At 61.6% G+C, this 23,262-nt stretch carries 25 protein-coding genes; 14 read left to right on the top strand and 11 right to left on the bottom strand.

The genetic code is table 11. The features are described 5' to 3' along the window. Positions 1 to 6: 6 nt before the first annotated feature. The 4 genes from PAF17_RS12115 to PAF17_RS12100 are packed head-to-tail and all read right to left on the bottom strand — an operon-like array spanning position 7 to position 4,774. Entirely contained in the window at positions 7 to 1,728 is a 1,722-nt protein-coding gene (locus tag PAF17_RS12115; protein ID WP_271889362.1) for an ABC transporter permease subunit, read from the bottom strand. Then, positions 1,725 to 3,182, bottom strand: a complete 1,458-nt coding sequence (locus PAF17_RS12110) for an ABC transporter substrate-binding protein (RefSeq protein WP_271889361.1) — start codon at positions 3,180 to 3,182, stop codon at positions 1,725 to 1,727. The genes PAF17_RS12115 and PAF17_RS12110 overlap by 4 nt, the downstream gene beginning before the upstream one ends. Before the next feature lie 12 nt (positions 3,183 to 3,194). After that, a complete protein-coding gene (locus PAF17_RS12105; RefSeq protein ID WP_271889360.1) occupies positions 3,195 to 3,980 on the bottom strand; it encodes an ABC transporter ATP-binding protein in 786 nt (261 codons plus the stop codon). After that, a complete protein-coding gene (locus PAF17_RS12100) occupies positions 3,977 to 4,774 on the bottom strand; it encodes an ATP-binding cassette domain-containing protein (RefSeq protein WP_271889359.1) in 798 nt (265 codons plus the stop codon). The genes PAF17_RS12105 and PAF17_RS12100 overlap by 4 nt, the downstream gene beginning before the upstream one ends. A gap of 234 nt (positions 4,775 to 5,008) precedes the next feature. Here PAF17_RS12100 and PAF17_RS12095 point away from each other — a divergent pair, with 234 nt between their 5' ends. The 4 genes from PAF17_RS12095 (at position 5,009) to PAF17_RS12080 (ending at position 7,930) form a co-directional block, all read left to right on the top strand. Next, the gene (locus PAF17_RS12095) at positions 5,009 to 6,016 is read left to right on the top strand and encodes a zinc ABC transporter substrate-binding protein (RefSeq protein ID WP_271889358.1); all 1,008 of its coding nucleotides are present in this window, start codon (positions 5,009 to 5,011) and stop codon (positions 6,014 to 6,016) included. A 44-nt stretch (positions 6,017 to 6,060) separates the two neighbouring features. Further along, positions 6,061 to 6,702: a DUF1007 family protein gene (locus PAF17_RS12090; protein WP_271889357.1), complete on the top strand. Its 642-nt coding sequence runs from the start codon at positions 6,061 to 6,063 to the stop codon at positions 6,700 to 6,702. Next, entirely contained in the window at positions 6,693 to 7,595 is a 903-nt protein-coding gene (locus PAF17_RS12085; protein WP_271889356.1) for a nickel/cobalt transporter, read from the top strand. The genes PAF17_RS12090 and PAF17_RS12085 overlap by 10 nt, the downstream gene beginning before the upstream one ends. A 92-nt stretch (positions 7,596 to 7,687) precedes the next feature. Continuing rightward, positions 7,688 to 7,930, top strand: a complete 243-nt coding sequence (locus PAF17_RS12080; protein WP_271889355.1) for a phosphoribosyl-AMP cyclohydrolase — start codon at positions 7,688 to 7,690, stop codon at positions 7,928 to 7,930. Positions 7,931 to 7,944: 14 nt separating this feature from the next. Here the strand turns inward: PAF17_RS12080 and PAF17_RS12075 are convergent, their stop codons facing one another. Further along, positions 7,945 to 8,214: a helix-turn-helix domain-containing protein gene (locus PAF17_RS12075; protein WP_271889354.1), complete on the bottom strand. Its 270-nt coding sequence runs from the start codon at positions 8,212 to 8,214 to the stop codon at positions 7,945 to 7,947. Between the two features lie 331 nt (positions 8,215 to 8,545). Here PAF17_RS12075 and PAF17_RS12070 point away from each other — a divergent pair, with 331 nt between their 5' ends. Both PAF17_RS12070 and PAF17_RS20190 read left to right on the top strand, forming a co-directional pair. After that, the gene (locus PAF17_RS12070) at positions 8,546 to 8,989 is read left to right on the top strand and encodes a nuclear transport factor 2 family protein (protein WP_271889353.1); all 444 of its coding nucleotides are present in this window, start codon (positions 8,546 to 8,548) and stop codon (positions 8,987 to 8,989) included. A gap of 348 nt (positions 8,990 to 9,337) precedes the next feature. Next, the gene (locus PAF17_RS20190) at positions 9,338 to 9,796 is read left to right on the top strand and encodes a transposase (RefSeq protein ID WP_408636417.1); all 459 of its coding nucleotides are present in this window, start codon (positions 9,338 to 9,340) and stop codon (positions 9,794 to 9,796) included. A 438-nt stretch (positions 9,797 to 10,234) separates the two neighbouring features. Here PAF17_RS20190 and PAF17_RS12060 read toward each other — a convergent pair whose 3' ends face one another. The 4 genes from PAF17_RS12060 to PAF17_RS12045 all read right to left on the bottom strand — a co-directional run bounded on the left by PAF17_RS12060 (position 10,235) and on the right by PAF17_RS12045 (position 13,550). Then, positions 10,235 to 10,645: a hypothetical protein gene (locus tag PAF17_RS12060; RefSeq protein WP_271889352.1), complete on the bottom strand. Its 411-nt coding sequence runs from the start codon at positions 10,643 to 10,645 to the stop codon at positions 10,235 to 10,237. A gap of 146 nt (positions 10,646 to 10,791) precedes the next feature. Beyond that, positions 10,792 to 10,992, bottom strand: a complete 201-nt coding sequence (locus PAF17_RS12055) for a DUF2783 domain-containing protein (protein ID WP_271889351.1) — start codon at positions 10,990 to 10,992, stop codon at positions 10,792 to 10,794. After that, positions 10,985 to 12,562 (bottom strand): FAD-dependent oxidoreductase, encoded by a 1,578-nt coding sequence (locus PAF17_RS12050; RefSeq protein WP_271889350.1) that lies wholly within the window; start codon positions 12,560 to 12,562, stop codon positions 10,985 to 10,987. Before PAF17_RS12050 ends, PAF17_RS12055 begins: the two co-directional genes overlap by 8 nt. A gap of 28 nt (positions 12,563 to 12,590) precedes the next feature. After that, positions 12,591 to 13,550, bottom strand: coding sequence for an MBL fold metallo-hydrolase (locus tag PAF17_RS12045; protein WP_271889349.1), 960 nt, complete (start codon positions 13,548 to 13,550; stop codon positions 12,591 to 12,593). A 95-nt stretch (positions 13,551 to 13,645) separates the two neighbouring features. Here PAF17_RS12045 and PAF17_RS12040 point away from each other — a divergent pair, with 95 nt between their 5' ends. From PAF17_RS12040 to PAF17_RS12010, 7 genes are all read left to right on the top strand, one after another. Further along, positions 13,646 to 14,380 carry a helix-turn-helix transcriptional regulator gene (locus tag PAF17_RS12040; protein WP_271889348.1) on the top strand — a complete coding sequence of 245 codons (735 nt, stop codon included), beginning with the start codon at positions 13,646 to 13,648 and terminating at the stop codon, positions 14,378 to 14,380. A 111-nt stretch (positions 14,381 to 14,491) separates the two neighbouring features. Further along, positions 14,492 to 15,709: a fumarylacetoacetase gene (fahA, locus tag PAF17_RS12035; RefSeq protein ID WP_271889347.1), complete on the top strand. Its 1,218-nt coding sequence runs from the start codon at positions 14,492 to 14,494 to the stop codon at positions 15,707 to 15,709. 2 nt (positions 15,710 to 15,711) lie between these two features. Continuing rightward, positions 15,712 to 16,386, top strand: coding sequence for a maleylacetoacetate isomerase (maiA, locus tag PAF17_RS12030; RefSeq protein WP_271889346.1), 675 nt, complete (start codon positions 15,712 to 15,714; stop codon positions 16,384 to 16,386). Then, complete coding sequence (locus PAF17_RS12025) at positions 16,383 to 17,384, top strand: TRAP transporter substrate-binding protein (protein ID WP_271889345.1); 1,002 nt, start codon at positions 16,383 to 16,385, stop codon at positions 17,382 to 17,384. Before maiA ends, PAF17_RS12025 begins: the two co-directional genes overlap by 4 nt. Next, positions 17,381 to 17,890, top strand: a complete 510-nt coding sequence (locus PAF17_RS12020; RefSeq protein ID WP_271889344.1) for a TRAP transporter small permease — start codon at positions 17,381 to 17,383, stop codon at positions 17,888 to 17,890. Before PAF17_RS12025 ends, PAF17_RS12020 begins: the two co-directional genes overlap by 4 nt. Further along, positions 17,887 to 19,197, top strand: a complete 1,311-nt coding sequence (locus PAF17_RS12015) for a TRAP transporter large permease (RefSeq protein ID WP_271889343.1) — start codon at positions 17,887 to 17,889, stop codon at positions 19,195 to 19,197. Before PAF17_RS12020 ends, PAF17_RS12015 begins: the two co-directional genes overlap by 4 nt. A 54-nt stretch (positions 19,198 to 19,251) precedes the next feature. Then, complete coding sequence (locus PAF17_RS12010; RefSeq protein ID WP_271889342.1) at positions 19,252 to 19,713, top strand: MarR family winged helix-turn-helix transcriptional regulator; 462 nt, start codon at positions 19,252 to 19,254, stop codon at positions 19,711 to 19,713. Here PAF17_RS12010 and PAF17_RS12005 read toward each other — a convergent pair. After that, a complete protein-coding gene (locus tag PAF17_RS12005; protein WP_271889341.1) occupies positions 19,710 to 20,129 on the bottom strand; it encodes a MarR family winged helix-turn-helix transcriptional regulator in 420 nt (139 codons plus the stop codon). The genes PAF17_RS12010 and PAF17_RS12005 overlap by 4 nt on opposite strands. Positions 20,130 to 20,262: 133 nt before the next feature. Between PAF17_RS12005 and hmgA the strand changes: the two genes are divergently transcribed. Further along, a complete protein-coding gene (gene hmgA, locus PAF17_RS12000) occupies positions 20,263 to 21,624 on the top strand; it encodes a homogentisate 1,2-dioxygenase (protein ID WP_271889340.1) in 1,362 nt (453 codons plus the stop codon). A gap of 126 nt (positions 21,625 to 21,750) precedes the next feature. Here the strand turns inward: hmgA and PAF17_RS11995 are convergent, their stop codons facing one another. After that, positions 21,751 to 23,262 carry a tripartite tricarboxylate transporter permease gene (locus tag PAF17_RS11995; RefSeq protein ID WP_271889339.1) on the bottom strand — a complete coding sequence of 504 codons (1,512 nt, stop codon included), beginning with the start codon at positions 23,260 to 23,262 and terminating at the stop codon, positions 21,751 to 21,753.

Below are 23,262 nucleotides of genomic sequence, written 5' to 3'. Positions count from 1 at the left end.
CCGGGGTCAGCGTCGTGACAACGCCGCCAACGACACGCCCAGCACCGACATCAGCGCCAGCGCCGCAACGGGTGCCAGCACCGCAAAGGGCGCACGTTCGACATATGGCAGCCCATCCGCAAGTATCAGCCCCCAGTCCGGCGAAGGCGGTTTTGGCCCCAAGCCCAGAAAACCCAGCGCAGCCAATGCAAGTGCATTGCCCGGCAAACGCAGCATCGCATGCCGCAGAACCGGGCCGGTGATCGCGGGCAGAATGGACCGGGGAAGCAATTGCAGCGGACCGACCCCGAGAACCGGCGCGATCTGCACATGAGGCTGGGCACGGGTCTCGGTCACCAGTGCGGCCGTATGCGCAGCAAGCGGCGCCCAGGCGACGGCGGACACCGCGACCACGGCCCCCACGGCACTGGGCCCCATTGCGGCCGTGACGATCAGGGCCGCAATGGTCGGTGGCGTCGCCTTGGTAACCTCTATCGGGCCGATCGCCAGACGCGGCATCAGGCCCATCCCAATTCCGATCACGAATGACGCCGCGGTCACAACGATCGCCATCCCGATGGTCGATACCGCGCCATGCGCAACGCGGGCCAGAACATCCCGTCCAAGCCCGTCCGCCCCCAGCGGCAGCAAAAGACCGGGGGGTTGCAGCCGAATATATTCGGACGTGAACGGATCACGTGGCAGCCCGGCAACCACCAGAACTAACATCAGGAACGATACCACACCCGGAACGATCCACAGTCGGCGTGACGGGGCAGCCTGCAAGACCTGCGGCACCGGCATCGCCCCCATCTCCAACGCCCGGCCCAGCAAGGCGATGCGGATCAAATTTGCGACAATCCCGATGAACAATGCGTTCACCAGCAACAACAGGATACCCGCCTGCAATGCTGGCAGATCCTGGGCCGAGGCCGCGCCCAACACCGCCCGCCCCAGCCCGGGAATGGAGAACACCTGTTCAACCGCAATTGCGCCCCCCGTCATGGCCACAATGATCATCCCGATTTGCGGCATCAGCGCGGGAAGGCTGCGCCTTAATACGGCACGGGCGATCTGCCCCTTGCCAAAGCCTGCAACAGCCCATGTGGCGATCCAGCGTTCGTGAAAGGTCGCCGCGATCGCATTTTCCAGCAAACGCCCCAGCAACCCCCCGGCCGGCAACCCCAGCGCCAACGCCGGCAAGACCACATTGGCCGCGCCATGCCAACCATATGGCGGGAACCATCGCAGCCACACGGCAAAGACGACCAGCAAGACAGCCGACAGCATGAACTCCGGCAGCGCCGTCAGGCATGCGGCCACGACACCTGAAGACCGCGTATCGCGCCCCCGCAATCCACGCCGCATGGTCGGCCAGCACAACGCGACCGCCACGAACAACGCCACTGCCAGCGCCGCTGCCATCAAACCAAGCGAAACGCCAAGTGCCTGAACCAGTCCGGGCAACACCGGCGCCCCCGAAATCCACGAGGTTCCGAAATCACCGCGAAAAACACCCGCAAGCCAGTTCCAGAGATGGTCCAGCGGTCCAAGCGCAAGCCCAAGTTGCTGGCGGATCGCGGCCAGTGTCTCGGGTGTCGGGTTCTGATCGCCCATCCGTGCGCGCAGGATGCTGAGCGCGGGATCGCGCCCCGAGATCCAGGGCAGCAGACCAATCAGCACCATCACTGCAATCAGCGTGATCCCGCGCGACAGCGCGGGAATCGCAGCCCGAGTGATCCGCATCATGGGGCGAAGGTCGTGTGCTCGGTTATCAACATCCGTTCACGCGGGTCGCGCATTGCATCGGCAACACCGGCTGCTTCGCCCTGAATGACCCGCTCATGCAGGATGGGAATGGCCGCGCCCGTGGCCATAATTGCGCTCTCGGCCGTGATTATGGCCTGTTGACGCGCTTGGCCCGGTTCAGTTCTCGCGGCTGTTTCCAATGCGGCGTCGACAGCAGGATCGCAGAGCTGCGAGATATTGAACGATCCTTCGCATGAGAAATCGCTGACCATATATGAAACCGGATCTCCCGAATCCAGCACGGTTGCACGCGACAGGATGAACAGATCGAAGGTTCCCGCCAGCATATCCGCCTCGATATGGGCATATTCCCGCACATCCTGTTCGACCACGAACCCCGCCTCGGTCAAAGCCTGCGACACCAGGACGGCAACCTCGGGCAGCTCTGCCCGGTCGGTAAAGGTTCCCAGGGTGATGCGCGTGCCATCCGGCGATGATGCCGCGGGATATGAAACCGGGCTGCGCAGTCCATCGGCCCAAGGCAATGCCGGACCCAGCAAGCCGCGCGCCTCATCCGCACGCCCTTCATAGACCGTGCGCAAAATCGTCCCGCGATCAACGGCCTGACGCACGGCAGACCGCAGACCCGGATCAGTCAGCGGCCCCTTGGCGGTGTTGACATACAAGGTGTTGGTGCGAGGCATCGGCACCTCGTGGATCAAGTCTGTGTCGATCAGCGCGGCCTGACTGACCGGAACGGCTTCGACGATCTGCGCGGTGCCCGTGCGCAACGCCGCGCCGCGTGCGGTTCCATCACCCACATAATCCGCATCAATTCCCGCCAGCTTGGCCCGCTGGCCCCAGTAATCTTCGAACCGATCCAGATGCGCACTGGTCACGCCGTTGATTTCTGTCAGGACGAAGGGGCCCGTCCCGGCATTGGTGGGAACAACCACGCCGTTATCACCATAGGCGCGCTTGGCGAAAATGGCCATCTGAGGGCTGGACAGACGATTGGGAACCAGTGGATCATCTGCCCCGGTCCTGACGATCACGGCCTCATCGTCAAATTCGACCGCCATCTCGACCCCGTCAAGAATGCGCGGTTTGGGCACAGCATTGATCGCCGCATTCAGGGATGCCGCCACCCGTTCCGGCGTCAATCCGGTCCCATCGTGAAACTTTACGCCCTTGCGAATGTCAAAACGCCATGTCGAGTCATCAAGCCGTTGCCATGCCGTCGCAAGCAGCGGCTGGGGCGTGCCGCCCGCATCCAGCCGGATCAGCGTTTCTGCGGTGGACCAGCGCGAAAGCTTGAAGGCGTCATCCGACAGTGGGGACAGACCGGATCGTGGCGGCTGCAACATCGCGACCGACAGGCGCGGATCATCAGCCTGCGCAGCCCCTGAAATGACCATGGTCGCCAAAGCGGCACCAAGCATCGAGATTTTCATGGAATTTCCTTTCTAGGCCGCCGCAACCAAAGGCGGGGCAGCTTCCAGCAATTGTCGGGTATGGGGATGGTGCGGGGCCTTCAGAATCTCGGATGTCGGGCGATCTTCAACGATGCGACCATGCTCCATGACCATGGTGCGGCTGCACAGGGCCGCAACGACCGAGATGTCATGGGCGACCATGACAATGCCGGTTCCATGGGTCTGGCTTAGATCCCTGAGAACCTGCACCACTTGCGCACGAACGGTCATGTCCAACCCGCTGACAGGCTCATCCGTCATCAGAAATGCAGGGCGCATCGCGATGGCGCGGGCGATGGCCACGCGTTGCGCCTGCCCCCCGGACAGCTCATCCGGTCGTCTGGACAGGTATTGCGACCCCAGCCCCACGCTTTCCAGCGCCTCTTGGGCCCGGGATTGCGGATCGCAATCGATCCGCAGCCGGCGCAACGGTTCGGCGACAAGCTGAGCAACGGTCATCCGCGGTTCAAGCGACGCCACCGGATCCTGAGGGACATATTGCACCACACGGCGATACCATCGCAATGAGGCCGGACGACCCATGACAACCAGGCGCCCATTGCAGCGGATTTCACCGGATTGCGGACGCCCCATTGCCATCAGGCATCGCAGCAATGTCGACTTCCCGGAACCTGACATGCCGACGATCCCCACCCTTTCGCCGGCGGCCAGATCGAAGGAAAGGCTCTGCAAGACGGGCAAGTCGGGAGCGCGGCCCCACATGCGGCGCGCCCCACGATAGCTGTGCGAAAGGTCGCGCACGGTCAGGAAGCTCATGCATAGAGCCTTTCACAGGCAATACCACAACGCGCAGCCGAGTCGATCAACCGGCGGGTATGGGCGTGTTGTGGCGCTGTCACGATACGCTGCATGGGGGCCGCTTCGACAACACGCCCGCCATCGATGATCAGGGCGTCGTCGCAAAGATGCGCCGCAGCATGCAGATCATGGGTAATAAACAAAAGCGCCGGCCCGCCCGGCGCCGTGGTCACATCACGCAACAGGCGAAGGATCTGCGCCTGCGTGATCACATCCAGGGCCGACGTGGGTTCGTCGGCAATGATGACCGGTGCCTTGCAAGCCAATGCCATTGCGATGCAGATACGCTGCCGCTGTCCGCCCGACAATTGCGGCGAACAGCGCGACAGGATCTGTTCGGGATCCCGCAGGCCGACCCTTTCGATCAGATCGCATGCCCCAACCCGTGCCGCAACGCGACCAAGCCCGTTTCTGCGTAACGGCTGGATCAACTGATAGCCAATCGTGGCCAGCGGGTTCAGCGCCGCAAGTGTATCTTGCATCACCATGGCCGGCCGGGCCGGGCCGGGGCGCGACAAGGCCGGTTCATGGGTCACATCATGGCCATTCACGGCGACCTTGCCCGCGACCTGCGCATATGACGGCAACAGCCCCAGTGCGGCCAGCGCCGTCATGGATTTCCCCGACCCCGATTCACCCAGCAGGGCCAAACGCTCTCCGGGCATCAGTTCAAGGCTGATTCCATCAAGGATTGCCGCGCCCGACAGCGAGACATGCAATTCTTGAACAGACAGGGCAGCATAGGCGCTCAAGGTACTCACCATGATCGGACGGAGGCGCGATATAGTATAACATATCATGGCGGTCAATCCGATGCGACACCAGCTGAAACCGAAAAATACGCATGACTTTTGTGCGCGAGAATCGGCGCGTATTCCGCGAAAGGGGCATACCCCAGCCGCGATATTCCGCCGTCCAGATGTTGATATGTCATAACATTACATATAAGGGCATGTACCAATTGACATCATCGTGCAGAGAAGAACATGCCTAGAAATCTGATCCTCGGAACCGTGTCCGCCCTGACCCTTGCCGGTGCTGCCCAGGCCGATGGACCCTGGGTCGTTGCGGATATTCCGCCGGTCCATTCCTTGGTGGCCATGGTCATGCAGGGCGTCGGAACACCGGACCTGCTGGTTCGTCCTGGCGCTTCACCGCATGGCTATTCACTGCGCCCATCAGAAGCCGAAGCTCTGGATCGGGCCGATGCCGTGTTCTGGATCGGCGAAGGTTTGGAGCCATGGCTGCCGGCATCGCTGGAGGCGTTGGCGGCGGATGCCCGGACCGTGGAATTGACGGAGGTCAAAGGCACAACCGAGCTGGAATATCGTCAAGGGGCCACATTCGAACAACACAACCATGATGATCACGACGAACACCATCATGACGAGGCGCACGATGAGCATGAGCATGAGCATGAGCATGAGCATGAGCATGAGCATGATGATCACGATGACGATCACCACGTCCACGATCATCATGGTCATGATCCACATATGTGGCTGGACCCCGAAAACGCCTCGGTCTGGCTGGACGTGATTGCAAATGAACTTGCGGCGCTGGATCCCCGCAATGCCGAGACCTACCGCGCCAATGCCAATTCGGGCAAAGCCATGCTTGCCGAAATCACAAGTGAAATCAACGCGGAACTTGATCCTGTGCGCGGCAAGAACTTCATCGTCTTTCACGACGCTTATCAATATTTCGAGAACCGTTTCGATATTGCCGCCAGTGGTTCGATCAGCATAGGCGACGCCTCGACGCCAAGCCCGGCACGGATCAAGGAAATTCAAAACAAAGTGGATGAACTTGACATCACCTGCGTGTTCGCCGAACCACAATTCAAGCTGGATCTTATCGAAACAGTCTTTCGCGACAGCGACACGAAAATTGGCTTGATTGATCCGCTTGGCTCGGATCTTGAACCGGGTGCGGAACTTTACCCACAAGTCCTGCGTAATCTGGGAAGCAATCTGGCCGATTGCCTGACTTAACCGGATCGGGGCGCGCAACCCCGCGCCCCACCCGAGGACACGCGATGCATCTTCCCGCTGCGGTTCTGACCTTGATGCTCACCGCCACAACAGCGATGGCACATCCGCATGTATTTGTGGATGTGCGTGGCAGCTTTCTGCTGGACGAACAGCAGCGGTTGACCGCGCTGCGCATCCACTGGACATATGACGCATTCACATCTTTGGTGCTCTATGACACGCTCCAGCTCGATGATGACGGCGACGGACAGCTTGACGCCGATGATCTGCGCAAGATCGAGCGTGGTGAAACCGACTGGCCCCAGGATTACGAAGGTGACACCTATCTGTTCATCGACGGCCAAAAAACCGCACTCTCGCGTCCGCGCGACGCCAAGGCGGAAAGCCTGGGAGATCGCATCGGGGTAGGCTTCACGCTGGAGCTTGAAACGCCTGTCGACCTGGTGGGGCAAACAGCCAACCTGAAAATCTACGATCCGATCTATTATTATGCCTACAGCGTGACCGAAGACAGCGGTCTGGAAGAGAGTAACCCGGACTGTGACCTGCGCATTGCGCCCTTCGAACCAGACGGCGAAACTTCGGCAATTCAGGCCGAACTTGCCGCCCTGTCGCGCGAGGAAATCCCCGAAGACACCGAGATCGGCGCGTTGTTCGCAGAGAATATTTACCTGACATGCGCCTGACCCGTTTCCTGTTGCTGCTGCTGGCGACCGCCCTTCTGGTCGCAATTTTCGCCTATCAGATCAGCCTGACGGGCTTTTTCTGGTGGGCCGCGGAACGACAGCGCGAAATCCAGAATGCCATGGCGGGGGCATTGCGCTCCATTCAAGCCGGTGATCCGGCCGCATTGCTTGGATTATGCGGCCTGACCTTTGCATATGGGTTCGCCCATGCCATCGGTCCGGGTCACGGCAAGGTCCTGATCGGTGGTGCAGCCTTTGCGGGGCGCGCACGGTTGTTGCGCCTTGCCTTTCTGACCCTTGCGGCAAGTATCGGCCAATCCCTGACAGCGGTCATTCTGGTTCTGACCGGATCGGGGCTGATCGCCCTGAGCAGTCGTCAACTGATTGATTTCACCGAGCAGGCGCTGGCACCGCTCAGCTATGCGGCGGTGGCGTTGATCGGGCTATGGCTTGCCCTGCGTGGCGGCAGGGCCATGTGGCGCATTCTGGCCCCCGCCAACGCGCAATCCTGCAATGGACCGGGCGATGAACATTGCGGCTGCGGGCATCGGCATGCTCCGACACTGGCTGAAATAGGTGACATCATGAGCCCGCGCGAAATGCTGGCGCTGGTTCTCAGCATCGCGTTGCGGCCATGCACTGGGGCACTGTTTCTGCTGGTGATTGCCTGGCGTCTGCAAATCCTGCCAGCCGGTATAATCGCGACATTCAGCATGGGCCTTGGAACGGCAAGCTTCAATATTATCATGGCCTGTTCGGGGCTGTGGCTGAATCTGGCCGTCTCGCGTTTCAGCACGGGACGTGTTTCGGGTCTGATTTCGCCCATGACACAACTTTTCGCCGGGCTGCTTATTGCCGTCGCATCGGCTACGATGCTGCTTCGTTTTGCCTGAAACCGCATCCGTATGGGCGGGCCCCGAAACGGCCAGCAAGGGAAGGAAACGATCTGACGCGCATCGCTGAACAGCGCCGCCTGATCCCGGTGGTGACGACAGACGCCCGCGACGGACGCGTTCTGATGATCGGCGTCATCGAACGACCGGCACTTGCCCACGCAAGAGGTCTGACTGATCTGGATTACTGGTCCCGCCGCCAATGCTGCCTGTGGCAACATGACACCACGATCCGCCGCGCCGGACGGATCGAGGACATGCGCATCGCCCCGGATCAGAATACTGTCTGGCTAAGCGTTCAAACCGAGGTTACGACGCCCAAACCTGCCGCATGATCAGACTTTGAAGTCTAGCAGCAACCGCAGGATTTCCCTTGTGGCACTGCATCAAAATCGGCATCCGTCAGCGGACCGGTGTCGGTCAGAACCTCGGGCCGCACATGCAGCGCCGCCGCCAGGCGCAGCAGCATATCCTGCGTGAACTCACCTTTCATCGGCAAGGCACCTTCCAGACGGGAAATCTGCCGCTCGGTCAGGCTTGCCATCTTTGCCAGTTTGGGACGCCCGATCCCGCGCGCCTTGCGGATCTCGGTGATGCGTCCGGGTTCTATTGCAATCATCGGTGTATCCTTGTCCAAAATCCATCCGCCGGAACGGGCCACGCGACGCATTTCTGCGCGCCGTGTTTCGCAATAGCTGCACGACCGGGTGGATCGCAAGTCCCGCAACCCGTGCATGAACCGAAATGTCCGACAACTTTGATCTGCTGACCCAACACCAGTCGAGGGATTGGGATATTGTCCCGGTTATCCAACGCGGATTATTCCATTGAAATTAAATGTAATAGTATTACAAATTATTGCACGATGCCCTGTACTTGACTGGCCGTACCGCGAACAGGTCGCCGCAACGTCAGGTCGCCAAATATCGACACTCTGTTCAGGAAGACCCATGCACGAAGACATCACGACCATGCGCGTTCAGATGGATCCGGAATTCGAAGCGCAGGCAAGCCCGCACCTGGCTGCGGCACGCGCGGCATTGATCAATTGGGCCAAGGCCGTTTCGGCGAGTGATATCGATCAATTGCTGGCTCTATATGCCGACGACGCCATTCTGGTGCCCACCATGCAGGACGAAATTCGCGGTCATGATGTCGAGCGTCGTGACTATTTCGAAAGCTTTCTGGCCAATCCAGACCTGTCCTGCAGGATCGACAACATGCGCAAGCGGATCAGCCACAAGCTGGGCACCGTCGTGATCGGCGGTCACTATACATTCACATTCCTGAAAGGTGGCGAACAGCAGACGGTTCCCGCACGCTATCTGTTCACCTTCGAAGAGCTGGATGGCCAGTGGCTGATCACCGGGCACCATTCCTCGGCCTTTGTCTAACGCGGGTGCGGCGCGACCCCGACAAAAAGATGGTTGCGCCAGCCTCATCCGTCGAAACGCACGAGGTGCGTTACTTCCCGCCTGTCCAGACCGTTCCGCAATCGCGCGCCATATCGACCAGCAACCAATTCCGATCGGAGGCCTGGTCCAACCCGTCGGAAAGCTTGCCATAAGGCGTATTGAACTGATGCGATGGATGCCCCACCCGCCGTCATCTCTTATGCCATGATGGTTGCACGGCAACCAATTGGAGGTTGCAGTTTCGACACCAAAGATCAGCATGTTGGCGATCGACCTTGCGAAGGGACGCTTTCAGGTCTGCGCGGTCGCGGCGGATGGGACGGTTGCATGAAATCGCCCGCTGCCACGAGTGCGGCGGGCGACGCCTTTGGTCGAGCAGCCGTCCTGCATTGTGGCGATGGGGCCTGTGCCACATCGCATCACTGGGGTGGGATTGCGCAGTCCCATGGCCATGAGGTGCGTCTGGTGCCATTCGAAGACAGATGTGCGACCGCCTCGGCTCTGCACTATCCCGGGCATCGGTCCCGTCCGGCTGGCGCAGTCGCGGCGTTCACACCGGATCTCGATATATTCGACAGTGGACGCAGCTTCGCCGCATGGCTTGGCCCGGCACCCCGGCAGAGGTCGACCGGCGGCAAGACCACGCTCGGTTCGATCAGCAAGATGGGCCAGATCGACATCCGCCTGCGGATCGTCGGCGCCATGCACATGATCCGCCAAGTGATCCGCAAGGGCGGCAGCACGAACCGCTGGTTCGCCGCGCCTGAGCCAAGATCTTCCAGATAGATGCCAATGGCCTAAAATCGGTGTCGGACAGCTGGCGAAGCCCCGCATGGACAACAGGCAACATCGGCCCAGCCGCCACCCCCTGATGACTGGTGGCACCCGTGTCCAGATAGCTGGCAAAATCATCCGCAGTCCAGGGAATGGCGGATTCATTGTGTTCAGTCAGGGCCGGGGCGATCCATCTTTCAATCGCGGCACCTGCATGATCTGTCCTTTCCGCACCCAGAACATTGCACGGGGTGTGACATGCCCCGCAATGCGCGATGCCCTGAACCAGATATGCACCCCGATTCCACGTGTCGGATTGTGCAGGATCAGCCTGATAGCGGCCGAAATCTACGAACAGCAGCTTCCACCCCGCCTGCCATATCCGCGACCCAAGCGGAAAAGGGATGCCATTCGCCTCTTGCACGGCCTTGACCGGTGCAACATCGGTCATCAGATAGGCATAATCGTGCGAATATCCTCGTCGCTCATCTTGCCAAAGTGATCGAAAGGAAAGCCGGGAAAGAGATGCTGCCCCTCGCGATTGACGCCCTCATGCATGGCACGGCGGAATGCCTGCTCTGACCATGCCCCGATACCAAGATCCGGATCCGGGGTAATGTTCTTCGAATAGAACCTGCCGAATCCGATTTCCATCGCATAAATGCCCGCACAGGGCGCGCCATCGGCAGCCGTGTGGCAAGATGCGCGGTAACCCGCCGCCGCCAGAATCCGCCCTTTTTCGACCGGTTCGCGATCGTATTCGGGCAGGTCGTCCGCAGAGACAGGCGCGATTTCAGGTTGATAGGCAAAGGCCAGATAGCCACCGAAGACCAGGATCGAAACGCCAAGCAGTGGGCCCATAAATCCGATAATGATGGCTTCACCGAATAGAAAGATGAGTCTAGGTTGCCGCTGTTCTGCGATGCGCGATCCATCGCCGCAGGCTGTCGCGGCCAATGGCGGGGCCGATCAAGGCGCTGCCCGATCCGTTCAGGCACCTGCAAAGGTCACTGATTTCCCGCCGCGCTGGCCAAATCAATCGCGCAGTCGATCACCTCGCGGTCGCCGATATGGTTGATCAGCAGCAGAACCAGACGCGACCAGGCCTGAAGACTTTCGCCCTCGCTCAGCCCATCATGCAGGGCGATCAGGCGTTCATAGATATCGTCGTGACCCGACAGGTTCGGTGCGGTGTTCAGACTAGCCATGAAGCCCCCCTTGCGCGCGCAGCAATGCGGATTGGATCGCGTCACGGTCGGGCCTCCGCCACCGCGCCGCGACATAATGATCGGGACGGATCAGCGCGGCGTTGCCGGGTGACAGACCCAGCCGCGTGGCCGCAAGCCCGCTGACCGCGATCACCTGCACCCCGTCCGGCACCGCGCCCGACCACTCGCAGGTCAGCAGCACGAACCCCTGCCCCAGCGCGTCCAGCAGCCAGCCACCGTCATGCGGGGCGTCCAGCACGGGTGCACCCGGCGCGACACCGCCGTCCCAATCATCGCTGTCGGACGTCGAGAGCGGGCTGGCAGGATAGCTAACCGGCGTCGACAATCGGCCCGAATTCACGAAGGGCCGCGCAAAGGCGTGATCCTGCGCCAGTTGCAGAACCGCATCCCGCAGCGCCTGACTGGCCGTCGATTTCGGCGTCAGGAAATCGGTCGAACGGGACGAGTTCAGGATATTCTCATCCGCCATCACGATCGCCTCGTGGTCATAGCTGTCGATCAACCGCGCGTCGGCACGGCCCGTCAGCACCAGATCCAGCTTCCAACCCAGATTGTCGATATCAGCGAACCCGCCATTGCAGCCCCGCGCCCCGAAGGGCGATACCAGATGCGCGCTGTCGCCGGCAAAGATCACCCGGCCATGCACGAAACGCGCCATGCGACGACATTGGAACGTATAGACCGAATACCATTCGCGCTGAAATTCGACGCCCTCGCCCAGCATGGCCCGGACAAAGGGTTCGACATTCTCGGGCCGGGTCGCGGCGTCTCGGTCGATATCCCAGCCCAGCTGGAAATCCAGCCGCCAGACATCATCGGGCTGGCGATGCATCAGGGCCGATTTGCCCGGATTGAAGGGCGGATCGAACCAGAACCAGCGTTCGGGCGGCATGTCATGCCCGGTCATGCGGATATCGGCGATCAGGAAATTATCCTCGAACACCCGGCCTTCGAAATCCAGCCCCATGCAGTCGCGCACGGTGGAACGCGCCCCGTCGCAGGCCACCACCCATTCGGTCGTCAGGCTGTAATCGCCATCGGCGGCGCTGACCCGCAACTCGACGCCGCCGTCTTGCGGCGTGACCGCAGTGACCTGATGACCCCAGCGGATCTGGACATTGGGCAGATCCAGCAGCGCATCCAGCAGATATTCCTCGATATAGTATTGCTGGACATTCACGAAGCCGGGGCGCTTCTGATCCTTCACCGGCAGCATGTCGAACTGATAGACCGGCTGATCGCCCGCCCCCCAGAACACCTTGCCCAGGTTCCAAGTCACGCCCTTGGCAATTGCGCGGTCGCCCACGCCAAGCCGATCCAGAATATCCAGCGAACGTTTGGAAAAGCAGATCGCCTTGGAACAATGCGCGATGAAGTCCAGCCGCGTCAGCACCGTCACCGGATGACCGCGCCGCCCCAGATCCAGTGCCATGGCAAGGCCCACCGGCCCCGCCCCGACCACGGTCACCCGCGCCTTGTCCCGTGACATTCCGGCAGCCGGAACCGACCCGATCTCTCGATAGATCGGGATACCTTCGACATTCGCCATGATGGCGTCTCCCCCCTTTCTGTGGCGATCAGTCCTGAAGCTGGGCCCAGACCTCGCGGTCACGCTCGGCGGTCCAGATCCGGGGATGCTCGATCCCGTCGAACTCATCCCACAGACGCTGCACATCGAAAGGCAGGCAATGTTCAAAGATCGGCCAGGCGCCGAATTCGGGCGCAAGTGCGTCGCGCGTCGCCTCGAAGGCCTGTTTCAGATTGCCGCCCGCCTTGTGGACGCGGCCGACATTCTCGATCATGCCGTTCAGGAATTTGCGCGTCTGTTCGACCGCCGCGTCGGTTTCTGCAACGCCGCGCGAGACCGGCCCGCGCCCGCCGATCAGATATTCGGCCTGATAGGCCTTCACATTGTCCAGCGTCTTGCCGGCCCAGTCAAAGTGATAGGCATCGCCGGTGTACAGGGCGGCCTTGGATTCGACCAGATCGCCCGCGAAAAGGGTGCGCGTCTTGTCATGCCAGACCGCGACATCGCCGCCGGTATGACCGCGCCCCAGAAAGCGCAGTTCCAGCTTGCCGCGATCGCCGCCCAGATCGATATCATAGTCGGTGGCGAAGGTGACGGTGGGCCAGGTCAGGCCGGGCACCTCTTCGGCATTCTTGGCAAGGCGCGGCATCCGGCCGAATTCGCTTTTCCAGTCCTGCTCGCCGCGTTCTTCGACCAGATCGCGGCTGGCCTCGGACATGATGATATCTTGCGCATCAAATGCACTTGCGCCCAGCACCCGCACGGCATGGTAATGCGTCAGGACCAGATAGCGCACCGGCTTGTCGGTCTGTTCGCGCAACACCTTCAGCCATTCGCGCGACGCGGCAGGCGTGGCACGGGATTCGATGGCGACGACGAAATCCTCACCCTCGACCGCACCGACATTGGGATCGCCTTCGGCGGTCAGCGCATAGACGCCTTCCCCCAGAATCTCCAGCGTGTCGGTCTTGGCGGTGGTATCGGCGGATGAGGCAAAGGGCTTGGCCATGATCTCTCCCAGAATTGTCCTGTGGCGTTAGAATCATTTCTATTGCAACGAACTGCCCGCGTATGTCATCTGAACTATGGACATCCGAGGGTGCTATGCAAAAATCAGGACTGATCGACCCGGAACAGGCTGCCAACTTGATACAAGCGCGTGATCCCGGACTGTTTTCACAGCGGCTGCTTGATATTGCGCGCAACATTGCAGGTGTTGACGAACTGTTCGCATACCGCGCCTGCGAGGGGGCATACCGCACGCTTGCATCCTCCAGCGACCTGCCCGATGTCGCAGAACGTGCGGCTGCCTATGCAAAACGCTTTCATCACAGCGATCCGGCAGTGTCCGCGCGGCTGGCCACCCCCGTCGGGGCTGGGTTCATCTGCCGCATTCGCGCCGATTCCATCGAATTGGCAGCCTATCGCAAACTGTGCTTCGAACAACCCCGGTTTTCCGAGAAGATCTGCTTTGGCTGGCGGTTTCCCGATCATGATCTGGTGCTCACCTTTTACCACCGACTGCCAGATTCGGATGTAGACATGGTGCAACTAGGCGCGCTCGCCCAGTTGGCCCTCACCGGTCTTGTGCAAATTTTGCAAGCCGAAACCGCCCAGCCCCCGATCGCACGAATCGAGACACGGCTGGCCAATGCCAACACAAGGTTGACCGGGCGCGAGCTGCAAGTTTGCGCAAGAACCCTGACAGGCATGACCGCTGATCAGATCGCGAACGAATTGCAGCTATCCCCCCCAACAGTGCTGACCTACCGCCAGCGCGCGTATCAGAAAATGGGTATTTCACGGGCGAATCAAATGGTTGCGTCGGTTCTGGACTGACCACGGCCACAATCTTGTTGCAAATGAAACGAACATTGCTAAGACTGTGAAGGATCCCGGTTCAGGCCCGCTCTCTGCTTGACCGGCAATCACGATGACAGGAGGCCTGAAATGGCGATGGCAGATGTGCCGCTGCGCAGCTGGGTAGCTGGCGCGAACGATCCCGCTTGCGATTTTCCGATCCAGAACCTGCCCTTTGGCGTTTTCTCGACCGCGGATCGCGGACCGCGCTGCGGCGTGGCGATCGGGCAGATGATCGTCGATCTGGCCGCCTGCGAGGCGCAGGGGCTGCTGGACGCCGCCGGCACCTTCGACCGCCCGCAGCTGAACGATTTCATCGCCCTTGGCCGCCCGGTCTGGGACCGCATCCGCGAACAGCTGACCGCGCTGCTGGCCGACGGCGCCGATCAGACTGTGCCACTGGTCGCCATCTCCGACGCGACACTGCACCTGCCGATCCGAGTGACCGAGTTCACCGATTTCTACGCCTCGAAGAACCATGCCTTCAATGTCGGCGTGCTGTTTCGCGGCCCTGAAAATGCGCTGCCGCCGCAATGGACGCATATGCCCATCGGCTATAATGGCCGCGCCTCGTCGGTCGTCGTCTCGGGCACTGACATTCATCGCCCGATGGGTCAGGTCAAAGGCCAGGATGGCCCCGTCTGGTCGCCCTGCAAGCGGCTGGATCTGGAACTGGAACTGGGCGCGATCGTCGGGGCCGACAGCCAGATGGGTTCGCGGATCAGCGTCGATCAGGCCGAGCAGATGATCTTTGGCTATGTGCTGCTGAACGACTGGTCAGCGCGTGACATTCAGGCTTGGGAATATCAGCCGCTGGGGCCGTTTCAGGCCAAGGCGCTTAGCACCACGATCAGCCCGTGGATCGTGACGCAGGCCGCGCTGGAGCCGTTTCGCTGCGATGGCGCCGAACGGGTGAACCCGCTGTTGCCCTATCTGCAGGAAAGCCGGCCGGGATTTTACGACATGACCGTCGGCTGGACGATGAACGGCCAGCGGATGAGCCAGACGAACTATAACGTCATGTATTATTCCAGCGCCCAACAACTTGCCCATCACGCGGTGTCAGGCTGCCCGATGCGCGTCGGCGACCTGCTGGGCAGCGGGACGATTTCCGGCCCGGAACGTGACCAGACCGGCGCGCTTCTGGAAATGACCGAGGGCGGCAAAAGCCCCGTCACCGTCAATGGCGAGGACCGGACCTTCATTCAGGACGGCGACGAGATCGGCCTGTTCGCCCATGCACAGGGCGACGGCTATCGCGTGGGCTTTGGCCCCTGCACCGGCAAGATCCTTCCCGCCGTGGAATGACCATGTCGCACCCGGTCATCCTGCATGATTACTGGCGGTCCTCGGCGGGCTATCGGCTGCGGATCGCGCTGCGCCTGAAGGGGATCGCACACCGCCGCCAGTCGGTCGATCTGGTGGCGGGCGATCACCGCAGCCCCGATCACGTCGCGCTGAACCCGCAAGGCCTTGTCCCGGTTCTGGAAATCGACGGACAGGTGTTGACGCAATCGCTGGCGGTTCTGGATTATCTGGAAGAAACCCGGCCGCAGCCTGCGCTGCTGCCTGCCGACCCGGCGGCGCGGGCGCATGTCCGCGCCATTGCCCAGGCCATCGCCTGCGAGATCCACCCGATCTCGAACCTGAAGATCCTGCAGCGGGTCGAGGCGCTGGCCGGGCCGGACGCCCGCGCCGCGTGGAACCGCGACAACATCGCCAAGGGCCTGACCGCGATCGAGGCGATGCTGGATCACCCCGCCCATACCGGCAGCTTTTGTCACGGCGACACCCCCTCGCTGGCCGATTGCGTGCTGATCCCGCAGCTTTACAACGCTACGCGCTGGGGCGTCGGCTTCGACCACCTGCCCCGCATCGCGCAGGTCGCCGCGACCTGCGCCGCCCATCCCGACTTTACCGCAGCCCATCCCGACAATTTCGACCCCTCGCGGGAGGCGAGGGCGACAGAGGAGGAAACCCCATGACCATCACGAAACCGGCGCTTGCCGCCCTGCTGCTATCCGTCACCCCGGCCATGGCCGAGGAACTGATCATGTCCTCGTGGCTGCCGCCCAAACACCCGATCGTGGTCAATGCGTTCGAACCCTGGGCCGAAGAGGTCGAAAAGGTCACTGATGGCCGCGTGACCGTGCGTATCATGGGCAAGCCCCTTGGCAGCCCGCCCGCGCATTTCGACATGGCCCGCGACGGTGTGGCCGATGTGACCTATGGCCTGCATTCCTTCACCGAGGATGACCGCTTCAACCGCGCGCGACTGGGCCAGTTCAGCTTTCTGGGCGATGACGCCATCGCCAACTCTCAGGCCTATTGGTCGGTCTATGGCGATCAGTTGAACGCGGCCGAGGAACATGCAGGCACCCATCTGCTGGGCCTGTTCATGCATGGTCCCGGCCTGTTGCACAACAATGTCCGCAAGATCGAAACCCCCGCCGACATGCAGGGGCTGAAGATCCGGGTGCCCGGCGGCTATGTCGGTGATCTGGTCAGCGCGTTGGGGGCGACGCCGCTGTTCATGTCCTCGCCCGAGGTTTACGAAAAGCTGTCGCGCGGCGTCATCGACGGGGTGGCCTTTACCTATGAGGCGATGACCGCCTTCAATCTGGTCGATGACATCAAATACTCGATGACCGTGCCCGGCGGCATCTACAACACCACCTGGTTCTTCGTGATAAACGAGGACAAGTGGAACAGCCTGTCCGAAGAGGACCGCGCCGCCATCGACGCCATCTCGGGTCAGGCTTTCGCCACGCGCGTGGGCCAGGCCTGGAACGATGCAGACACCGCCGCGCAGGCCGAGATCGGCGACAAGGTCGATTTCTATCAAGCAACCCCCGAGGTCGTCGCCGCGCTGAAGGAACAGGCAGACAAGCTGGAACAGGCATGGTCCGAGGGGCTGGGCGATTATGACGGTGCCGCCGCACTGGCCGCCTTCCGCGAAATGACCGGCGTGTCGGCGGAATGACCGACCACCGCGACACCGATCCGGCCCCTGACATGGTCCCGGGCCGGACCCCACATCGCCGCGCGCCGTGGTATCGCGCGCTGGCGGGGGTGGCGGCGCTGTTGATCGTGGCGCTGATCGGCGTGACCTGCGTCGATGTGATCGGGCGCTATGCGCTGAACCGTCCCTTTGGCGGCGCGTATGAGCTGACGCAGATCCTGCTGGCGGCGCTGGTCTTTGTCGCGCTGCCCCTGACCACCGCCGATGGCGGCCATGTCGAGGTCGATCTGGCGCTGCACCTGCTGTCGCGCCGCGTGCAGCGCGTGTTGGGGCGACTGGCCGGGGCGGTGGCCTCGGTCGCGCTGGCCTTCTTTGCATGGCGGCTGGTGGTGATCGGGATGGACCAGCTGCATGACGGCACGCGCAGCGCATCGCTGGCCATTCCGATGGCGCCTCTGGCCTTTCTGGCCGCTGTCAGCTGCGCCGTTTCCGCAATCCTGATCCTGCTGCGCAAGGAAGCCCCATGACCCTGTCCCTGATCGCCCTTGCCATCCTGCTGATGATGGTCTTTGCCCGCGTGCCCATTGCCTTTGCCATGGCGCTGGTGGGCGGGATCGGCTTTGCGCTGCTGCGCGGCTGGGGTCCGGCGGGCGCGATGGTGGGCAATGCGGTGTTTGAAACCGGGTTGAACTATTCGCTGTCCGTCGTGCCGCTGTTCATCTTCATGGGCAATGTCCTGGCCGGGTCGGGCATCGCGCAGGGCCTGTTTTCCGCCGCCGACCGGGTCTTTGGACGGATGCGCGGCGGGCTTGCCATGGCCACGGTCCTGTCCTGCGGCGGCTTTTCGGCCGTCTGCGGGTCCTCGCTGGCAACGGCGGCGACCATGTCCAAGGTCACCATGCCCTCGATGCGGCGCTTTGGTTATTCCGACAGCCTTGCCACCGGCGCCATCGCGGCGGGCGGCACGCTTGGCATCCTGATCCCGCCATCGGTCGTGCTGATCATCTTCGGCCTGCTGACCGAGGCGGATATCGGCAAGCTGTTCCTTGCAGGCATCATCCCCGGCATTCTGGGGATCATCGGCTATCTTCTGGCTGTCATGGTCGCCGTGCGCCTGCGCCCCGAACTGGCCCCGCAGGTCGGAGAGGTTCAGCCGATGTCGCGGCGCGATGCGATCAGCGTCGTGGCCGTGCTGGCGCTGTTCGTCTTTATCATGGCCGGGATCTATGGCGGGTTCTTCACCCCGATCGAGGCTGCGGGAATGGGTGCCGCCGCCGCGCTGCTGATCGCCGCGCTGACCGGGGGGCTGACCCGCGCGGGCCTGTGCACCGCTTTTCTGGACAGCGCGACCGCTTCGGCGATGATCTTCGCCATCATCATCGGGGCCGAGATCTTTGGCAATTTCGTCAGCTTCGCGGGCCTGCCAGATGGGCTGTCGGACCTGATCGAACAGATGGGCCTGTCGCCCTGGGCCGTGCTGCTGCTGATCGTCGCGATCTATATGGTGCTGGGCTGTTTTCTGGAAAGCCTGTCGATGATCCTGCTGACGGTGCCGGTGTTCTATCCGCTGGTCTCGGGTCTGGATTTCGGGCTGGGCGTGCTGCAGGATCCCGACGCCGTGCTGATCTGGTTCGCGATCATCGTCGTCGTCGTGACCGAAATCAGCCTGATCACGCCGCCGATCGGGATGAATGTGTTCGTCCTGCGTTCGGTCCTTCCGGGCGTGCCGTTGACCACGATCTTCCGCGGGGTTCTTCCGTTCTGGATCGCGGATATCTTTCGTCTGGCGATCATCATCGCCCTTCCGATCCTGTCGCTGCATCTTGCGACCTGACCCAGTCGCCACGGGCCGTCACCCCGGCCCGTGGCCCGAATACCGGACCCAAATGTGAGCATCGAGACCTTCTTTCCCTATCGCCTTGCCGTCGTGGCCGAAGCCTTTTCGCGGCAACTGGTGGCCGTTTATGGCCAGGAACACGGCCTGACGCGCGAGGAATGGCGATTGCTGTTCCTGCTGGAAGGTGCCGGAACGCTGGATTCGCTGCAATTGTCACAACGCACCTCGCTGGACAAGGTGCAGGTCAGCCGCGCGGCCAGTCGCTTGCAGGACAAGGGACTGATCACACGAGAAATTCTGGGTTCCGACCGCCGCCTGCGCAACTATGCGATCACACCGGCGGGGCGCGATCTGTTCGGGCGGGCCTTTGCCGGCGTCCGGGCCCGCGCCGAGGGGATCCTGCAGGCGATGTCGCAGGACGACCGCGCCGCGCTGATCCAGGGGGTCGAGGCGCTTGGCCGCGCCATCGCCGACAGCGACGGGTCGGCCCCACAGCCACCGAAAAAAAACTAACCGTCAGACAGTTGCGCCAAGGCTCGGCGCAGGGCCGGGCCGTCTTCGCCCAGCTCGGCCAGCAACTCGTCCTGAAACTGGGTCGCGATGCGGCCCAGACGCAGCATCAGGTCACGCCCCTCATCGGTCAGCTCCAACACGATCAGCCGCCGATCCGTCTGGTGCCCGTCCTTGCGCAACAGCCCTGCCTGTTCCAGCCGGGTCGCGGCGCGGCTGACCATGGATTTGTCCAGATTGACCCGTGCGTGAATGTCGCGGACGCTGACCGCGCCCGAGTGATCCAGATGCGCCAGAACCCGCCATTCCGGGATCGTCAGCCCGGCCTCTTGCGCATAACGCGCGGCAAAGCGGCGGCTGATCTGGGCCGCGGCCACCGACAGCCGATAGGGCAGAAACTCATCCAGCTGAAAACTCATCGTGCCTCCTGACCGTCCCTAGACAGCAAGATTTCATTGCGCGCGCAACAGAAATCCGATGTCGCAATTGACTTCGTTGCTTTCACAACGATATATTCGTTGCAACCGCAATGAACTCGGAACAGGAGGCCGCATGACCACCCACGACCTGCCCCAGGGCATGATCCGCGCCGCCGGCACCACAGGAACCCATGCGGGCTACATGCCCGGTTTCGGCAATGATTTTGAAACCGAGGCCCTGCCCGACGCCCTGCCCCAAGGGCAGAACAGCCCGCAGAAATGCAATTACGGTCTTTACGCCGAACAGCTGTCCGGCACCGCCTTCACCGCGCCGCGCGGCCAGAATGAACGCACCTGGTGCTATCGCATCCGGCCTTCGGTCCATCATACGGGGCGCTTTTCGCCCATCGAGGTGCCGCATTGGAAGACGGCACCGAATATCGTGCCGAACGTGACCAGCCTTGGGCAATACCGCTGGGATCCGATCCCGGTACCAGATCAGCCGCTGACCTGGATCACCGGCATGCGCACGATCACCACGGCGGGCGACGTGAACACCCAGACCGGCATGGCCAGCCATGTCTATCTGGTCACGCAATCCATGCAGGATGAGTATTTCTTTTCCGCCGACAGCGAATTGCTGGTCGTGCCGCAGGAAGGCCGCCTGCGGTTCTGCACCGAACTGGGCGTGATCGACCTTGAACCCAAGGAAATCGCGATCCTGCCGCGCGGGCTGGTCTACCGGGTCGAGCTGCTGGACGGTCCCGCCCGCGGCTTTGTCTGCGAGAACTATGGCCAGAAATTCGACCTGCCCGACCGCGGGCCGATCGGCGCGAACTGCCTGGCGAACCCGCGCGACTTCAAATCCCCCGTCGCCGCCTTCGAGGATCGCGAGGTGCCCAGCCGCGTCGTCATCAAATGGTGCGGCCAGTTTCACGAAACCCATATCGGCCACAGCCCGCTGGATGTGGTGGCATGGCACGGCAACTATTGCGCCTACAAGTATGATCTGCGGACATATTCGCCCGTTGGCGCGATCCTGTTCGACCATCCTGATCCGTCGATCTTCACCGTGCTGACCGCCCCGTCGGGTCAGGCGGGCACCGCGAATATCGATTTCGTGCTGTTCCGCGAACGCTGGATGGTGGCGGAACACAGCTTCCGCCCGCCCTGGTATCACAAGAACATCATGTCCGAACTGATGGGCAATATCTTCGGTCAGTATGACGCCAAGCCGCAAGGCTTTGCGCCGGGCAGCATCAGCCTGCACAATTGCATGCTGCCCCATGGCCCGGATCGCGATGCCTTCGAAGGTGCCAGCAACGCCGAGCTGAAACCCGAAAAGCTGGACAACACCATGTCCTTCATGTTCGAGACCCGCTTTCCGCAGCATCTGACCGAATACGCAGCCAAGGACGCCCCGATGCAGCAGGAATATATCGAGGTCTGGCAGCATCTGGAAAAGAAGTTCGACGGCACGCCCGGCGTGAAATAGCCTGACCAGTCGGAACGCGTGAACATCATTCAAGGCAGCGGGAATGGAAATCGCCCGCTGCCTTGGGAATAGCTTTCAGGCTGACACAGGTCTGGCCGCCTTAGGCGGGCGGGCCAGAAACAGGATTTATGGGTTGAGAGCACGCTTTCCACCTCGTGCCTTTTTCATGCGCCGCAAGCTCGAGACAAGAAGACCGGTCAGGATCAGAACATTCAGCACGACAAGCGCGCTGGCGACCGGACGATCCAGAAAGATCCAATAGCCTTCCCGGGAAATCAGCAAAGACCGGCGAAGATTGCTTTCCAGAATTGGCCCCAGAATCAACCCAAGCACCACGGGTGACAATGGGTATCCCGTCAATCGGAACAGCATTCCGACCAGACCAAATGCGAACATCACAAGCAGATCGAATACGGATGCCTGAAGGGCGAAGGTTCCAATGCAGCACAGGATCAGGATTGCGGGTATCAGGTAGGCCTTGGGTATCGACAATACCCTGATGAACAGAGGCGCCGCGATAATTCCCGCCACCAGAAGAAAGACATTCGACAGCATGTAGACCAGGAATATCCCGCCCACGAAACCGGGTTCCTGAACAAACATCAATGGCCCCGGCACAAAGCCCAGGATCAACATCGCGCCCAACAGCATCGCCGAGGACGCGTCACCCGGAATGCCCAGGGCCAATGTCGGGACCAATGCGCCCCCGACCGTTGCGTTATTCGCGGCCTCGGTGGCAACCACCCCGCCCTCTTCACCTGTGCCATAGTTTTCATGCGATCCCGAGAACGCCTTGGCCACCCCATATGCGCTGAACGAACTGATATCGCCCCCAGCTCCGGGCAGGGATCCGAAAAACACCCCGATCCCCGACGAACGCAGCAGGTTTGGCCAATGTCTCAGCACCCGCACGAAAGATCCAAGACCAGGCTGCACCTTCTGAATTGTCGGGCTGGAAAGAAGATCACTTCCCATCACCTGAAACGCCATCTCCGAAACTGCAAACAATCCCACGACCACGGCCACGATATGAAATCCGTTCATCAGGTTCGGGTTGTCGAAAGTAAAACGGAACCCGGTCGAAAATTCATCGGTGCCCACGGTCGAAAGCAGCAATCCAAACGCACATGCCATCAGCCCCTTCACCAATGTTCCTTCGGATATCAGGGAAATGGTGAACAAACCGGTGATCGCAAGCATGGTGTATTCCGGTGGCCCGAAACTGCTGGCAAATCGGGCCAGGGTCGGCGATGCCATGATCAGCACCACCCCACCGGCAATGCCCCCCAAGGCTGATGCGGCCAGGGCAATCCCGATGGCATCCGCCGCCCGGCCTTTCTTTGCCATCGGATAGCCGTCTAGCAATGTTGCCGCCGCCAATGGCGTGCCCGGTATTCGCAGCAGGATCGCCGAGACCGAACCTCCGCAAGAACCACCCACGAAAATCGCGATCAGAAACCCCATTCCCGCCAGCGGAGGCATACCGATTGCGAAAGGCAGCAACAGCACGATTCCCATCAAGGGACCAAGCCCGGGCAATGCCCCGACAAGCATGCCGATCAGGATGCCCATGAAGGTCAGACCAACTGCCAGCGGCGTAAGGAACATCTCGAATCCGGATGCCAAAGTTGCAAACAT

The sequence above is a fragment of the Paracoccus onchidii genome, assembly GCF_028294535.1.
Classification (GTDB): domain Bacteria; phylum Pseudomonadota; class Alphaproteobacteria; order Rhodobacterales; family Rhodobacteraceae; genus Paracoccus; species Paracoccus onchidii.
Note: the sequence above shows the minus strand (reverse complement) of the source record. Positions and strands in the feature narration are given on the sequence as shown.

Coding starts and splice junctions, on each gene's coding strand:
- PAF17_RS12115 (WP_271889362.1), bottom strand. CDS start 1,728: ATGATGCGGATCACTCGGGCTGCGATTCCCGCGCTGTCGCGCGGGATC.
- PAF17_RS12110 (WP_271889361.1), bottom strand. CDS start 3,182: ATGAAAATCTCGATGCTTGGTGCCGCTTTGGCGACCATGGTCATTTCA.
- PAF17_RS12105 (WP_271889360.1), bottom strand. CDS start 3,980: ATGAGCTTCCTGACCGTGCGCGACCTTTCGCACAGCTATCGTGGGGCG.
- PAF17_RS12095 (WP_271889358.1), top strand. CDS start 5,009: ATGCCTAGAAATCTGATCCTCGGAACCGTGTCCGCCCTGACCCTTGCC.
- PAF17_RS12090 (WP_271889357.1), top strand. CDS start 6,061: ATGCATCTTCCCGCTGCGGTTCTGACCTTGATGCTCACCGCCACAACA.
- PAF17_RS12085 (WP_271889356.1), top strand. CDS start 6,693: ATGCGCCTGACCCGTTTCCTGTTGCTGCTGCTGGCGACCGCCCTTCTG.
- PAF17_RS12075 (WP_271889354.1), bottom strand. CDS start 8,214: ATGATTGCAATAGAACCCGGACGCATCACCGAGATCCGCAAGGCGCGC.
- PAF17_RS12070 (WP_271889353.1), top strand. CDS start 8,546: ATGCACGAAGACATCACGACCATGCGCGTTCAGATGGATCCGGAATTC.
- PAF17_RS20190 (WP_408636417.1), top strand. CDS start 9,338: ATGAAATCGCCCGCTGCCACGAGTGCGGCGGGCGACGCCTTTGGTCGA.
- PAF17_RS12060 (WP_271889352.1), bottom strand. CDS start 10,645: ATGGGCCCACTGCTTGGCGTTTCGATCCTGGTCTTCGGTGGCTATCTG.
- PAF17_RS12055 (WP_271889351.1), bottom strand. CDS start 10,992: ATGGCTAGTCTGAACACCGCACCGAACCTGTCGGGTCACGACGATATC.
- PAF17_RS12050 (WP_271889350.1), bottom strand. CDS start 12,562: ATGGCGAATGTCGAAGGTATCCCGATCTATCGAGAGATCGGGTCGGTT.
- PAF17_RS12045 (WP_271889349.1), bottom strand. CDS start 13,550: ATGGCCAAGCCCTTTGCCTCATCCGCCGATACCACCGCCAAGACCGAC.
- PAF17_RS12040 (WP_271889348.1), top strand. CDS start 13,646: ATGCAAAAATCAGGACTGATCGACCCGGAACAGGCTGCCAACTTGATA.
- fahA (WP_271889347.1), top strand. CDS start 14,492: ATGGCGATGGCAGATGTGCCGCTGCGCAGCTGGGTAGCTGGCGCGAAC.
- maiA (WP_271889346.1), top strand. CDS start 15,712: ATGTCGCACCCGGTCATCCTGCATGATTACTGGCGGTCCTCGGCGGGC.
- PAF17_RS12025 (WP_271889345.1), top strand. CDS start 16,383: ATGACCATCACGAAACCGGCGCTTGCCGCCCTGCTGCTATCCGTCACC.
- PAF17_RS12020 (WP_271889344.1), top strand. CDS start 17,381: ATGACCGACCACCGCGACACCGATCCGGCCCCTGACATGGTCCCGGGC.
- PAF17_RS12015 (WP_271889343.1), top strand. CDS start 17,887: ATGACCCTGTCCCTGATCGCCCTTGCCATCCTGCTGATGATGGTCTTT.
- PAF17_RS12005 (WP_271889341.1), bottom strand. CDS start 20,129: ATGAGTTTTCAGCTGGATGAGTTTCTGCCCTATCGGCTGTCGGTGGCC.
- hmgA (WP_271889340.1), top strand. CDS start 20,263: ATGACCACCCACGACCTGCCCCAGGGCATGATCCGCGCCGCCGGCACC.
- PAF17_RS11995 (WP_271889339.1), bottom strand. CDS start 23,262: ATGTTTGCAACTTTGGCATCCGGATTCGAGATGTTCCTTACGCCGCTG.